Below are 13,597 nucleotides of genomic sequence, written 5' to 3'. Positions count from 1 at the left end.
AAGCGGCACTAGAACAGCTTGTTGTCAGATACCGCTTTGGACAGCCGGTTGGCGCCAATGAGCAGAATGAAGTTGACCACCGACTGAAACAGTCCGACGGCAGTAGTATAGCTGAACTCGGCACTCTCACTGATCCCTTTGCGGTAGACAAAGGTAGATATGACATCTGCCGTATCGTAGATATTCGGATTATAGAGCAGAATGACCTTCTCGAAGCCGATCTCCATCAGTCCGCCCACACGCAGAATCAGGAGAATAACAATCATCGGAATAATACCCGGCAGGGTGATATGCCATACCTGGCGCATCCGGCTGGCCCCGTCTACCTTAGAGGCGTCATAGAGTTCAGGATTAATACCGCTTAGCGCAGCCAGATAGATAATCGTCGAGAACCCCAGCTCCTGCCAGACCGAAGATGCAGTATAGATCGTACGGAAATTACCCGGATCACTCAGCAGTGCGCTGCTCTGCCCGCCAAAGAAAACAATTATGGAATTAAACAGCCCGTCGCGGGACGAGAAATCGACCACCATTCCGCAAATGACCACAATCGAGATAAAGTGGGGAATATAAGAGACGGTCTGCACCGTGCGCTTGAACATTTCATGCCTGAGCTCATTGAGCAGCAGCGCAAGCAGGATCGGAGCCGGGAATCCGAACAGCAGCTGATAGAAGCTTAAGACCAGCGTGTTTTTGAGAATCCGCCAGAAATAATAACTCTGGAAAAAATCGCGGAAATGCTGCAGCCCCACCCAATCACTGCCCCAAATTCCTTTGCCGACGGTATATTCCTTAAAAGCGATCACCGCACCATACATCGGCAAATACTTAAATACCAGAAAATACAATACAACCGGGAGTGCCATCCAGTAGATCGCTTTGTTCTTTTTATAATTCATCCATACCAGAGATAACTTCTGCGGCATAGTCTCCCTCCTTTCCTCTTCTTCATTGCAGGTCCGCGGGGGTAAAATTCTCATTCACCGCCCCGCGGACAGCTCCTCTGTCTTATCTGGCGTTATAGCGGTCTAAGGCTGCCTGCTGAATTTCAATCGCCCGCTTCACATTGAACTTGTCAATCTGGGCGGTAAACTTGCCGAAGTTCTCTATCGGTTCCGCACCGATGACGAATTTGATGAACATCTCATCACGGTAAGTAGTAATATCGCTCATAATTTTGCTGTACTCTGTGGACTCCTCTGTAGTCAGGCTGACCGGGGGAAGACCTACCTTGAGTGTGTTATCGCTGTATTTGGAAAAGAGCGCAACCGCGTCCTTCTGCTGCTGATACTGGTAATACTGCTCGTTGTACCGGTCATCATCCTCACCGACAAACGGATAATTGGCAATGAAATGCTTCGCCATCGCCTGAACCACCGACAACCCGTCCGGATTCTTCAGAATCTCATCCGTGTAGGTCGGATATCCGTCCTTCATCGTGTACGTTACACCCTCTACGCCGAAGTTCTTCAGCATATGGCCTTCTTCACTGAAGAAGTAGTCCAGCGCCTTCACGGTTTCCTCCGGGTTCTTGTTGCTCTTGGTAATCGTCGCGCCGGCACCGCTCCACTCCCAGGACCGGCCGGTGAACATCGGCTCATCCCCCTTGTTCACTACAGGGTACTGCACCGCGGTAAGGTTGGCCTCCGGCTCCTTCTCCTGCAGTGCAGGCAGATAACGTCCAATGCCGCCGCCAATGAAGGCAAAGAAGGCGCCGGCCTGACCGCCCAGAATCTTGGCATCATAGGTTTTCTGATCATTCGTGGCGAAGTCAGGATCAATCAGGCCCTCCTGATACCAGCGGTGGAACGTGGTCAGGAATTCTTTGAATTCCGGCTCTGTCGGCCCGTAGGCTACCTTACCGTCCTTCAGGAAGATTGTATTCGTGATCCCGTAGGCTTCGAGGAAGGTAGGGGCCGCCGGGCCCATCGTAGTCAGCTTAGGCGGTGCACCGAACAGGAGCGGAGCGGTGACCCCTTTCTTTTCCTTGAACGCCTTCAATACCGTCTCCCATTCAGCGAGCGTCTCCGGCTGCTGGAGATTCAATTCGTCCAGCCAGTCCTGGCGGATGAATGTGCCTCCGAACGTCTTATATTTGCCCAGCCGCAGATGGGGAATCGCGTAGATGTCTCCGTTATCCGCTTTCAATTGTTTCGCGACCTCGGGATTCTCGTCCAGAATCTTCTTCAGGTTGGGCGCGTACCGGTCAATCAGGTCGTTCAGCTTAATGATCGTGCCGTCCGTGTACAGCTTGGAATAATCCCCGTAGACGAACATCACATCCGGCAGCTCATTAGAAGCCAGCATGACATTGAACTGCTCCGTCTCCGCACCGACGGCGGGATGCTGGAATTCCGTCTTAATGTTGGTCTTCTTCTCCCACTCCTGAATCGCCGTAATCTCACTCATGTTCTTCAGCGTAATTGACACATTCGTATTCAGTGACGCCCAGATCGAAATTGGGGTAGGCTCATCCGCTGCCGCTCCTCCGGCATTCCCGTTCCCGTTCCCGCCCGAGCAGCCTGCCAGTCCGCCTATAGCCAGCAGCAAGCTGGTGCCGAGCATCATCCGTTGTCTCCAAGATCTCTTCATCCCTTCACATCTCCCCCATGTGTTCTTAATAGAAAGGCCATCGCCGGAGCACCGGTCCTGCAGTCTTGCGGTTTTGCGGTCCTGCGGCCCTACCGAAGCTGCCTCCTGCTCCTCCAACTTAACGCCGTACGCCAGCCTTGACTATCTCCCATTCTTGCTGCGATATCGATATATTGATTACTGCCAGTCCATCACAGGAATTGCATACGGATGCTAAGAAATCGGGATTGATTTCGCCTGATATTCCAATCCGGGTTATTGCGAGTGATGATTACGCTTTCATATTATATCAAACTGCAGCGTTGTCGCGGCATTGCACATACTCTCTCCCTGCACCGGAGTGGCAAATGTACTCGGTTTTTCATGTACATTTGGTTCGTCTAGCCTATCGTTGGCACATTGTACTCGGTTTTTCGCATACATCAGGCTCGTCTACCCTATCATTGGCACATTGTACTCGGTTTTTCGCATACATTCGGCCCATCTACCCTATCGTTGGCACAATGTACTCGGTTTTTCGTGTACATTCGGCTCATCCCCGTACCGCCCACTTTCAGCGGAATTAGAGGGTTTCAGCGGGTACCAATAATTTCCTATATAAAGAAAAAAGATACCGGTTAAGTGTCTTAAAGTCTTTGACATCAATCTATGCAATTCGCCCAGCCTGCAAGCCATCCGTCAGGAACTCGCCAACACCGCCAGCACCGTTTCCAGCACCACATTCACGCCCATCTCGCACTCATCATAAGAAGTGAGCTCTTCCTCGCAGTGGCTTTTCCCCTTCACACTGGGTACAAAAATCATCGCCGACGGCAGGAATCCGGCCACGAACTGGGCATCATGCCCTGCTCCGCTGGCCATCTTCCGGCTGCTATAGCCCAGTTTCCGGGTAGCTTGCTCAACCAGGGCACAGACCTCCGTATCGAACCATACGGTATCGCGTCCCCACAGCTTCGTCTTCGACACACTACACTCCAGCAGTTCCTCAGGCAGACCGTTAATAATCGCCTCTACTTCACGGACAATATCCATATCCTTATGTCGGGCTTCCACGGTGAAGATCACCTTGTTCGGAATAACGGTATGAATATTAGGCAGCACGTTCATTCTCCCCATGGTATAGACCAGCTCGGAGTCCAGTACAGCCAGCTTCCGCCGCAGCTCCGTAATTATATCTGTAGCGGCAAAAAGCGCATCCCTACGCATATCCATCGGCGTGGTGCCCGCATGGTCCGATTCGCCTGTCACTTCAATCTCATAACAGGCCATCCCGACAACACAGTCGACCAGGCCGATCTTAAGATTTTCTTTCTCCAGCACAGGTCCCTGCTCGATATGCAGCTCCAGATAAGCCGTCGCTTCCTTGATCCGGTTCTCCGCATCGCCCGCATAGCCGCTGGCCTGCAGCGCTTCACCGAAGGTCGTACCCTCCGGGTCCTTCTTCTTCAGCATCTCCGCCTTGTCGAACTTGCCCGCCAAGACACCCGAAGCCATCATCGACGGCTCGAAGCGGGCACCTTCCTCGTTGGTGAAATTCATCACTGTTATTGGCAAGCGCGGCTTAATACCATGGTCAACCAGGGTTCTTACCACTTCCAAACCCGCGATTACACCGAGCACCCCATCGAATCTGCCGCCTTTCTTGACAGTATCCAGATGCGATCCGATCACTATGGGCGGACCTTCTTCACTGCCCGCAAGCGTAGCGTACATATTTCCCATATCATCGACTTTCACGGCCATTCCCAGCTCTTCTGCGCAGGAAGTGAAATAGCCTCGCACCCGCACATCCTGCTCCGACAGCGATAACCGGGTGACCCCGTTGTTGTCCGTCCGCCCGAAATCGGCGAATGACTCGATCGTATTCTTCAATCTCTCACCGTTCACGAATATCCGCTGCAGCTGCATGGCCCTATTCCTCCGTTTCGAACGCTCTTGGAATTATTGCTTTCTATATATGTTATACCATTCCGTATTATTTTCATTTTACAGACTGTAATAATATTTTTTGGTTTTGTTCACGTTATGTTATAACGCGATTGGGGAAGTCTGATAGAATATGAGCTGGTAGGAAGCATAATTTGAGAGGAGCTAAGCATATGAATACCCTTTTGCGCAGCGGCACAGCCGAAGCTGTGATCAGTTCACTCGGAGCCGAGCTGATCAGCTTCAGAAGAACAGATACGGAGACTGAATATATGTGGAGCGGGGATGCCGCCTATTGGACAGGCCGTTCACCAGTGCTGTTCCCGATTATCGGCGCAGCCATCCAAGGCGAGATCAAAGCGGACGGGCAAGCTTATAAGATTGCCAATCACGGCTTCGCCAGACGCAGTGAATTCACGCTGCAGGAGGCAAGTGATACCCAGGCGATCTTCCGGCTCTCGCATAGTGAGAGCACGTTGGCGGTCTACCCGTACAAATTCAACCTGTTCCTCACCTATATCCTGAGCGGAAGCACCCTTGAGATCAGCTACCGTGTGGAGAATTCAGATGAACAGGAAATTTTCTTCCAGATCGGCACCCACCCTGCATTCAATTGCCCGATTGCCGGAGAGGGCAGCTTCGCGGATTATTATCTTGAATTTGAGCAAAAGGAAACGTTAGACCGCCTGTTCCTGAATTTTACCGGCCAGTTGATTAACGGCCAGACCGATCCGCTCTTGCAAGAAGAGAACATTCTGCCGCTAAACCATGAGATGTTTGAGCATGACGCACTCGTCTTCAAGAATGTAAGCTCGCAGTCTGTAGCGCTGAAGAGCAAGCTGTCTGCCAAAAGCGTAAGCGTAGCTTACCATAACTTCCCTGATCTCGGGATCTGGCAGCCGAAGAACGCACCGTTCCTGTGCATTGAGCCCTGGCATGGTGTAGCAGACAGTGAAGACTTCACCGGGGACATCCGTGATAAAGCGGGAGCCATCTCCCTGCCGCCGGGCGGCCAGTCTACAAGCTCGCTTACGATTACGTTCAACTAACCGGTTGTTGCTCCACCGTTTCTCGAAGAACAAAATAACCCCACAAAGTGGGGCCTTATCTTCGATGATGATTCAGGTACTTTCCGGGGACCCCAAAACATATCGGCCGCAGCCACCTAACGGTGGATGCGGCTTTTTGTGTCAAATTATAATCCATATCCTACGCTTGCGGCGGCAGGCCGTCCAATAAGTAAACTAAAGTAGTATATACAACCTTTTACTGCCAATAGTAAGCTTAAGGTAGTTAATTCACTACACATAGAATGGGAGAAATGGATAAGGGAGTGGAGTATATGCAAGGATTGTCAGTGGCTATCTGCACGAGGAACCGGGTACAGGACCTGACACGGTGCATTCATTCTATAACTAAACAAGACATAGGCAGGACATACCCCATTGAGGTCATACTTATAGATGACGGCGAAATACCAGCCCGTGTACTTACTGAATTTGAAGCTTTACTTACCGGATGCGGTTATCCTTTGACTTATTTCAGCAAGACGGACCGGGGATTATGGTTATCCCGGATCAAGGCAGTCGAACTGTCCACCATGGACAAAATCCTCTTCCTGGATGATGACGTCGAAATCCCCGCTCACTACCTGTCTACCTTGATTCAAACCTACGATGATTATCCTAACTGCGCAGGAGTCGGCGGTATCGCCATCGGGATGCGGAACAGCTTCCTCGGAACCATCCGCTGCCTGCTGTCCTTCCAGCAATCCCTGTCGAGCGGCAAGCTCTCCTTAAGCGGTCAAGCCGGGTCCATGTACAACTGGCATAAAGCCCGGAAGATCTTCAAGACTGAATTCCAGCATGGCTGCAACATGTCCTTCAAAAAAGCGGCAATTCAGGACCTGAAGCCCGTTCCCTGGCTTACCAGCTACAGCGTCGGTGAAGATATTCTCATGTCCCGCATCGCCCGGAGCTCCGGCCCTTTGTATATCAATCCTGAGCTCAAGCTACTGCATCATGAATCTCCGGCCTCCCGGGACAATCTCGAAGATGTCGCCTATACCCGGGTGCTGAATCATGTGCATTTGCTCAAGGATAAACGGTCGGGCCCCATCGGCTATCTCGCCCTGATGTGGACCACGCTCTACCTCATTCTCCGCGAGCAGCCCAAGAAGAATGTCGCCGCTATCAAGGGCTATAAGAAGGGGCTGAAGGAGATCTTCAACAGCCAGACCGCCGGGTAATCCGTCAAAACTCAGGAAGGGAGTGGAGTTATGAGTGTAAGCATTGTAGTTCCCATGTACAATTTAGAGCGTTATGTGGCTCCATTGCTGGATTCACTCCTGGACCAGAGCGAGAAGCGGTTCGAAGTGATTATGGTCGACGACGGCTCTACGGACCGTACGTACGAGGTGGCCGAAGCGATTCTGGCGCGGCATCCCATCCTGAGAGCCAAGCTGATCCGCACGGCCAATGCCGGAGTGAGCGCCGCCAGAAACACCGGGCTTGCAGCAGCCAGCGGCGACTATGTGCTGTTCCTGGACGGGGATGATTATATTGCCAGCGGACTGGTGCAGAGCATTGAAGCACATACCTGGAGCGCTGCTCCGGATATTCTCTGCTGGGGTTACAGTCTGGTCCGCGAAGACAAGTCCACGATTGTAAACTTCACTTCAGCAGCAAGCGACACTACGGGGAGCGAAGCGCTGAAGAATATTTTCGTGCATAAAAGCCTCAGAATCTGGACCGGCAGCATCGCCTTCAAACGGACCTTTCTGCTGGACAACGGCATCCGCTACACCGAGCGCTGCGTGAACGGGGAAGATCAGGAATTCATCTACAAAGCCCTGTCGCGGGCCTCGCGGGCCATATCCATCCCGGATGTGCTGTCCTTCTATCTGCAGAGAACCTCCTCTATCTCCAATACGTATAACGTGAACAAATTCGATATGGTCGATGCATTCAAGCGGGTAGCTGATTATTTCAGAGCCCATCCCTTTGACGGGACACCTGAGATATCCGAATTGCTGCTGAACCGGGAGCTGACCGAGAACTACTTTTACAACCTGAAGACCTGTCTGAACGGCACTGCGGGAATGGATGTCAGGCGCCTGCTTCAGGATATGGATGCCCGTTATCCCGGACTTCCCCAGGAGATGCGGCCGATCATACGTCAATACCAGGGGGACGACCGCCAGCTCGCGCTGCAGATCAGAGCCTTCTTAATCTCCCCGTCCTTATACAGAGCGCTGATTGTTATCGATAGAAACTGGGTCCAATTCAAACAGAAGCTCAAGACCGTGATGGGCAGAAAGGAAATCAAGATATGAAGAAGACGATGATGATCAATGCATATACAGAGTTCAATTTGGGCGATGATTTGTTCATTAAAGTGTTATGTGAGCGATACCCCGGTACCCGGTTTATGCTGATTGCCCCGCAGCAATATAAGCTCGTCTTCAAAGACCTCCGTAATCTCAAGGTGTATGCCTCGGACTCCGTGCTGCTGCGGGGGATCAACTATATTTTCCGCAAATTAAAGCTTCATCCGAACTTCGTGCAGAAGCTGCTGACGGATCAGGGCGACGGAACCGTGCATATCGGCGGGTCTATTTTTATGCAAGGTGAACAGTGGGAAGAATATGTGGCTGGTGCTGAAGCCCTTCGCAATAAAAGCAAGCCCTATTACCTGATGGGTGCGAACTTCGGCCCGTACAAGGATGAGGCCTACTACCAGCAATATAGGGAAATCTTCCAGAATTATGCCGATGTCTCTTTCCGGGAGCAATATTCCTATGACCTGTTTAAGGATCTGGACAATGTGCGGCTTGCGCCGGATATTATTTTTCAGCTGAAATACAGCGGCGGTAGAACTCCGGCTGTGGAGGGTAAGACCCTTGCCATTTCCGTGATCAAGCCCTCGTCCAAAGCTTTAGACGGTTTTGACAACCTCTATTATGAAAAAATGAAAGATGTTGCAATCTATTTCATTCAGCAGGGGTATGACGTGCATTTCATGTCCTTCTGTCAGCATGAAGGGGACCAGGAAGCGATCAGTCTGATCCTGAATCTGATTCCTGCGGAGCTTCAGGCCCACACCCACGCCCATCTCTACAAAACAGATATGGATGAGATTCTCGCCGTGCTGTCCGGTGCAAGCTGCATTGTCGCCTCCAGATTCCATGCGATGATCCTCGGCTGGGTGTTCGGCAAACCGGTGTTTCCCGTGGCTTACAGCAACAAGATGATCAACGTGATGCAGGATGCTTATTTCGGGGGGGCGTATACGGACTTCGCCCATTTGGCTGAGCTGACGCCCGAGCAGGTCTATGAGAGCATGGCTGCGGGTACGCTCGATGTAACGCTGCAGGCGAACCAGGCGGAGAAGCATTTTGAGCAATTGGATGCTTATCTGACACCCGAACCGCTGCTGGAAGGGAGAAGAAGCTATGAAAGCTAAACGGAGCATGCTGAACCTGGGCTTCGGGCTTACCAGCCAGGTGATTACCATTATCCTCGGTTTCTTCATCCCCCGCCTGATCATGGTTAACTACGGCTCGGAAGCGAACGGACTGATTGCCTCGATTGTGCAGATTATCAGTTATTTCGCCCTGCTTGAGGCAGGGGTTGGCGCGGCATCGCTGCAGGCACTCTATAAGCCGGTGGCCGGCAACGACCGGAGCCACATCAACTCCATTCTGGCCGCTACCTCCAGCTACTACAAAAAAACCGGGATCTACTATTTCATCTCAGTCGTGCTGCTGGCGGTTATCTATCCGCTGGTCATTCATTCAGAGATCAGCAGTATCAGCGTAGTGGCCATTATCCTGTTCTCCGGCCTCGGCGGAGCGATCAATTATTACTTTCAGGGCAAGTTCAGGGTCCTCCTGATTGCCGAGGGTAAAAGCTATATTGAGACCTCTATCGTCACTGTAGCGAACATTCTGAACAACGTGGTTCGTATCATCCTGCTGCTGCAGGGCGTGAACATCATCGCCGTCCAGGCCTCGTTCTTCGTGCTGACTCTGCTGCAGATTGTCGCGTTCTATATCTATGCGAAGCGGCATTACAAATGGATGGATCTCAGTATGACGCCTGATTTTGCCGCCATTGGACAAAAGAATTCCGTCATGGTGCATGAGATCTCCTATCTCATCTTCCGTAACACGGATGTGCTGATCCTGACGATCTTCACCAACCTGAAGATTGTCAGTATCTACGTGATGTACAATATGATCTTCACCATCGTCGACAACATCGTCCAGACCGTCAACGGCAGCGTCAAATCGGCGCTGGGGCAGAGCTATCATGAGGGCAAAGAGGCTTTTGTCAAATTCTATGATGCGTATGAGGTCTATTTCATGGGCCTGATCTTCTCCATTCTGACCGTGGTCTATATTCTGATTCTACCGTTCATGCGGCTGTACACCGCCGGGGTCAACGATGTGAATTATATCAACTTCTGGCTGCCGATTCTGTTCGTGGTGATCAAGCTGCTGACCAATGCCCGCACGTCGTCGAACAACCTGATTACCATTGCCGGACATTTCCGCAACACACAATTCCGTTCGATTCTGGAGTCGGCGATCAACCTCGGAGCTTCGATTGTGTTCGTAATCTTCTTCGGAATCTACGGTGTGCTAATGGGAACTATTGTTGCTCTGCTCTACCGTTCGATCGATATTGTGGTCTACGCCAGCCGGGTGCTGCTGGAGCGCAGCCCATGGATCACCTTCCGCAGATGGCTTACGAACGTCGCCGTCTTCGCGGCAATCGTGTTCATTACGACCAAGCTGAATCTGAGCATCACCTCCTACACCGGCGTAATCCTCTGGGGCGCGCTGCTGGGTGTGATTATCCTGCCGATCTATTTCCTGGTGGGTTCTCTGATGGAACGCGAGGTCTTCCTCTATACCTGGAGCTACGCCAAGAAATTCAGAACGAAGCTTAAGCTTAAGCGGAAGGTTGCGGCCGGGCAGACGCTGTAATGCTGGAAATGGGGTAGCGCAGATTCCCATTCCAGCCGCATACAACCTGCCGGCACACCTCCCCAGTTTTTAAGTGGATAAACGTAGCTTAATTTACCGTTGTTCGCACTCTGTACGTGAATAGTTGGAAAAAAGGCATTTACTTGCTGCCCTCCAGCCCGCTTCCCGCGAAATGTGCATTTTTAAGTGGAGTTTTTCCAACTAATTTTAGAATGATCTTCACAATCGGGAACATAAATGGAGAAAATCCAACTGCTATTTAAATTAAGCTGGTGATTTTCACCAAACTTAGCCCATGCTTCCGAAGCGAGTTTTATTACGAAGTAAACCAGGATGCATTGCTCCATAAAACTAAGCCTATGCTTCCGATGTTGTTTTGTTCGTAGGATATTCAGTGAAGCAACGCTCACAAAACTTAGCCCATGCTTCCGAAGCGAGTTTTATTGCGAAGTGAGCCTGGAAGTATTGCTCCATAAAACTTTTAGGAGGACTGATTATGGATCACCGCGGGGACTTACATGAAGCAGGACTGCATCTGCTGCATCAGCTGAGTGACGATATTCATCATCCGCCCGCCGGGGGTCTGACCCGTGAGGAGCTTATCCGCCAGGCCAGGAATATCAGCAGCAGCGAGAGTGATGCCGGAATCAAAGAACATCTGGAGACGCTCATCGGTGTCCTGGATGCCTTTCTGGCAGGCCGGGCTTCGGATGACGCGCTCCAGTATTATGTCAGCACTCAATTTAATATTCAGATCGATGAAATTAACGGGTTCATGCAGGGGCTTGCCGCACTCAGCAGCAGCGGGCCTGATACGCAGGAGTCTACACTCAACCTTGGCGCCGGTTCCGTAAGCCATCCGAAGGTCAGTGTAATTATTACCACTTATAATAGAAAAGATTTCCTGCAGCAGGCAGTGAACAGCATTCTGCGGCAGGATTATCCGCATACCGAAATTATCGTCATTGACGATTGCTCCAGTGACGGTACGCAGGAGATGATGAATGCCACCTTCGGAGCAGAGCCGCGCGTCATCTTCATGCAGAATGAGACCAACAGCGGCCCCGGCAACAACCGCCGCAGAGCGCTGGCCGCACATGGCGACGGGGAATTCATCCTGTTCCTGGACGATGATGACTATCTCATTGACCGCAGCTATTTCACCAAAGCCGTGAAGGTTCACCGGCTGCATCCGGAGCTGTCTTTTGTCGCCGCAAACGTATTCCTGGAGTATTCCCAGTCGCAGAAACTCACCATCTCCAGTCTGGGGCTGAGTCCCGTCACAGACAAACACGACTATTTCATGAACTTCGAGCGGAAGAACTATCCCAAGCCGGCATCAACCTTAACCGCCATATTCAAGCGCGAGGCACTGATGAGCATGGATATTCTGAATATGAGTATGGTCAACGATGCTTCCATATACCTGCGTGCGCTGCTGATCGGCGATGCCGGGTTTATTGATACGCTGGCGGGCGTGTACCGGATTCACGGCAACAATATCACCTTCAATCTCAGCCAGTCGTTCCTGATCGAGAATCTGGAGGAGAAGCGCAACATCCGCAATATGGCCATCGAGCGCTTCGGCTACAGCAAGGCGGAAATGAATGAGTGGTTCAACCATAACGTCTATGATACGATCTCTTACTACCTGATGAACTCCGCCAAAAGCCACAGCGACTTCAAGTTCATGTACAGCTGGGCGAGCAACCACTCTCCTCAGGCCTACAATCAACTGAAGCGCCAGTTCCGCACCAAGCTGATGAAAAAACAGCTGCTCCGCGTTTCCTTCGTACGGGCGCTGATGAACCGGTAACGGGACAGACCGGCTAGATGGAAGGTATAACTCTCCACATAAAAAGCAGCTTCCTTATTAGGGGAAGCTGCTTTTTCTTCTTGCCCGCCTTAGATTTCCTGCAGCAGCTTATCCAGTAGCCGGAGGGCTTCTTCCAGCGCAGGCTTGGACACTCCGCTGTAAAGATCCCCGATGTTCAGCTCATACGAGCATGAAGCTTCTCCTGTTTCTTTCAACCGCGGTGTCAGCCCGATTCCCGATTCCTTGTACACCTGAATCAATACCGGAGCAAGCTGCTCCCTGGATAACGCGAAATGTACATGGAACATGTTCGAGACCGGCACCTCCGGCAGCGTAGACACCTTATGGCAGCTGTTGAATAAGGCAGCCAGCTCCTTGGCCTGCTCATAATACCCGGCCATCCGGCCGATCCGCTGCCCGTAATAATATTTAGCGGTCAGAATATACGGATAGAGACTGATCAGGTCACCGCCATGGCGCCGTTTCCAGATCTTCGACTCCTCCGTGAATTCCCGGCTTCCGGCCAGAACCGCTCCGGCAATTCCGCCGATGCCTTTGTAGAAGGAAATATATACGCTGTCGAACAACCCGCAGACCTCGGCAGCTGTCTTGCCGTAGTATGGCAGCACTTCGAACAGCCGTGCCCCGTCCAGATGAAGAATGATTCCCTGCTCCCGGCAATAGGCCGAAATAGCTTCCAGCTCGGCATACTCCGGCAGCTGCCCGCCGATTTCCCGCTGGGGAAGCTCAAGCAGCAGACAAGCAATACCCGCCCCCATATTCTTCACATCATCCAGTGTGATCAGGCGGTCTTTATCTGCCAGCAGCAGCGGCTCCAGATGATGCAGCTCCTTCAGCCCGTCCTGCTCATGAATCTCCAGGTGGCATAGCGGGTGATAGGCCACTCTTCTGCTGCCTTTGCGGTCACTCCAGATCCGCAGGGCGATCTGCTGGGCCATCGTGCCGCTGGGGAAGAATACGCTGCTTTCCTTGCCGAGCACCCCGGCCATCTCCGCCTGGAAATCCTCTATTACTGCGCCTGACCCATACAAGTCGGCAGCGAGATGATCCTCCACTCCGGCCAGTGCTTCTTTCAGCACGGATATCCCCCTTTTTCCATGGCCTGCCAGCTGCACTTCTGTCCCGTTAAAAGCTTCCAGTAAAGCATTCTGCTCATTCATTCCGCTAATCCGCTCCCTTTAAATATGCTCGATCTGTACGAATACTTGAAATTATATCATTTTTCGCTAAAATACCCGATTTATTTGAAA

At 51.7% G+C, this 13,597-nt stretch carries 10 protein-coding genes; 6 read left to right on the top strand and 4 right to left on the bottom strand.

The genetic code is table 11. The features are described from left to right. Positions 1–8: 8 nt before the first annotated feature. The 3 genes from P40081_RS01435 to P40081_RS01425 form a co-directional block, all read right to left on the bottom strand. Positions 9–926: an ABC transporter permease gene (locus tag P40081_RS01435; protein WP_042132828.1), complete on the bottom strand. Its 918-nt coding sequence runs from the start codon at positions 924–926 to the stop codon at positions 9–11. 82 nt (positions 927–1,008) lie between these two features. Next, positions 1,009–2,592: an extracellular solute-binding protein gene (locus P40081_RS01430; protein ID WP_042140644.1), complete on the bottom strand. Its 1,584-nt coding sequence runs from the start codon at positions 2,590–2,592 to the stop codon at positions 1,009–1,011. 678 nt (positions 2,593–3,270) lie between these two features. Beyond that, positions 3,271–4,500, bottom strand: coding sequence for a Zn-dependent hydrolase (locus tag P40081_RS01425; RefSeq protein ID WP_042132827.1), 1,230 nt, complete (start codon positions 4,498–4,500; stop codon positions 3,271–3,273). A 191-nt stretch (positions 4,501–4,691) separates the two neighbouring features. Here P40081_RS01425 and P40081_RS01420 point away from each other — a divergent pair, with 191 nt between their 5' ends. The 6 genes from P40081_RS01420 to P40081_RS36110 all read left to right on the top strand — a co-directional run bounded on the left by P40081_RS01420 (position 4,692) and on the right by P40081_RS36110 (position 12,326). Continuing rightward, on the top strand, positions 4,692–5,567 hold the full coding sequence (locus P40081_RS01420; protein WP_042132826.1) for an aldose 1-epimerase family protein: 876 nt from the start codon (positions 4,692–4,694) through the stop codon (positions 5,565–5,567). Positions 5,568–5,830: 263 nt separating this feature from the next. Beyond that, positions 5,831–6,766 carry a glycosyltransferase family A protein gene (locus P40081_RS01415; protein ID WP_305954195.1) on the top strand — a complete coding sequence of 312 codons (936 nt, stop codon included), beginning with the start codon at positions 5,831–5,833 and terminating at the stop codon, positions 6,764–6,766. A 30-nt stretch (positions 6,767–6,796) separates the two neighbouring features. After that, positions 6,797–7,852, top strand: a complete 1,056-nt coding sequence (locus P40081_RS01410) for a glycosyltransferase family 2 protein (protein ID WP_042132825.1) — start codon at positions 6,797–6,799, stop codon at positions 7,850–7,852. Continuing rightward, entirely contained in the window at positions 7,849–8,982 is a 1,134-nt protein-coding gene (locus P40081_RS01405) for a polysaccharide pyruvyl transferase family protein (protein ID WP_042132824.1), read from the top strand. Before P40081_RS01410 ends, P40081_RS01405 begins: the two co-directional genes overlap by 4 nt. After that, positions 8,972–10,510: a lipopolysaccharide biosynthesis protein gene (locus P40081_RS01400; protein WP_042132823.1), complete on the top strand. Its 1,539-nt coding sequence runs from the start codon at positions 8,972–8,974 to the stop codon at positions 10,508–10,510. Before P40081_RS01405 ends, P40081_RS01400 begins: the two co-directional genes overlap by 11 nt. Positions 10,511–11,006: 496 nt before the next feature. Then, the gene (locus tag P40081_RS36110) at positions 11,007–12,326 is read left to right on the top strand and encodes a glycosyltransferase family 2 protein (protein ID WP_052421624.1); all 1,320 of its coding nucleotides are present in this window, start codon (positions 11,007–11,009) and stop codon (positions 12,324–12,326) included. Positions 12,327–12,415: 89 nt separating this feature from the next. On the opposite strand, the gene P40081_RS01390 is transcribed toward P40081_RS36110, so the two are convergent. Continuing rightward, a complete protein-coding gene (locus P40081_RS01390; protein WP_042132822.1) occupies positions 12,416–13,507 on the bottom strand; it encodes a threonine aldolase family protein in 1,092 nt (363 codons plus the stop codon). Positions 13,508–13,597 lie beyond the last annotated feature (90 nt).

It is taken from the genome of Paenibacillus sp. FSL P4-0081 (assembly GCF_000758565.1).
Taxonomy (GTDB): Bacteria; Bacillota; Bacilli; order Paenibacillales; family Paenibacillaceae; genus Paenibacillus_AQ; species Paenibacillus_AQ phytohabitans.
Note: the sequence above shows the minus strand (reverse complement) of the source record. Positions and strands in the feature narration are given on the sequence as shown.

Excerpts from the sequence above, each read along its gene's own strand:
- P40081_RS01435 (WP_042132828.1), bottom strand. The coding sequence starts at position 926 with ATGCCGCAGAAGTTATCTCTGGTATGGATGAATTATAAAAAGAACAAA.
- P40081_RS01430 (WP_042140644.1), bottom strand. The coding sequence starts at position 2,592 with ATGAAGAGATCTTGGAGACAACGGATGATGCTCGGCACCAGCTTGCTG.
- P40081_RS01425 (WP_042132827.1), bottom strand. The coding sequence starts at position 4,500 with ATGCAGCTGCAGCGGATATTCGTGAACGGTGAGAGATTGAAGAATACG.
- P40081_RS01420 (WP_042132826.1), top strand. The coding sequence starts at position 4,692 with ATGAATACCCTTTTGCGCAGCGGCACAGCCGAAGCTGTGATCAGTTCA.
- P40081_RS01415 (WP_305954195.1), top strand. The coding sequence starts at position 5,831 with ATGGGAGAAATGGATAAGGGAGTGGAGTATATGCAAGGATTGTCAGTG.
- P40081_RS01410 (WP_042132825.1), top strand. The coding sequence starts at position 6,797 with ATGAGTGTAAGCATTGTAGTTCCCATGTACAATTTAGAGCGTTATGTG.
- P40081_RS01405 (WP_042132824.1), top strand. The coding sequence starts at position 7,849 with ATGAAGAAGACGATGATGATCAATGCATATACAGAGTTCAATTTGGGC.
- P40081_RS01400 (WP_042132823.1), top strand. The coding sequence starts at position 8,972 with ATGAAAGCTAAACGGAGCATGCTGAACCTGGGCTTCGGGCTTACCAGC.
- P40081_RS36110 (WP_052421624.1), top strand. The coding sequence starts at position 11,007 with ATGGATCACCGCGGGGACTTACATGAAGCAGGACTGCATCTGCTGCAT.
- P40081_RS01390 (WP_042132822.1), bottom strand. The coding sequence starts at position 13,507 with ATGAATGAGCAGAATGCTTTACTGGAAGCTTTTAACGGGACAGAAGTG.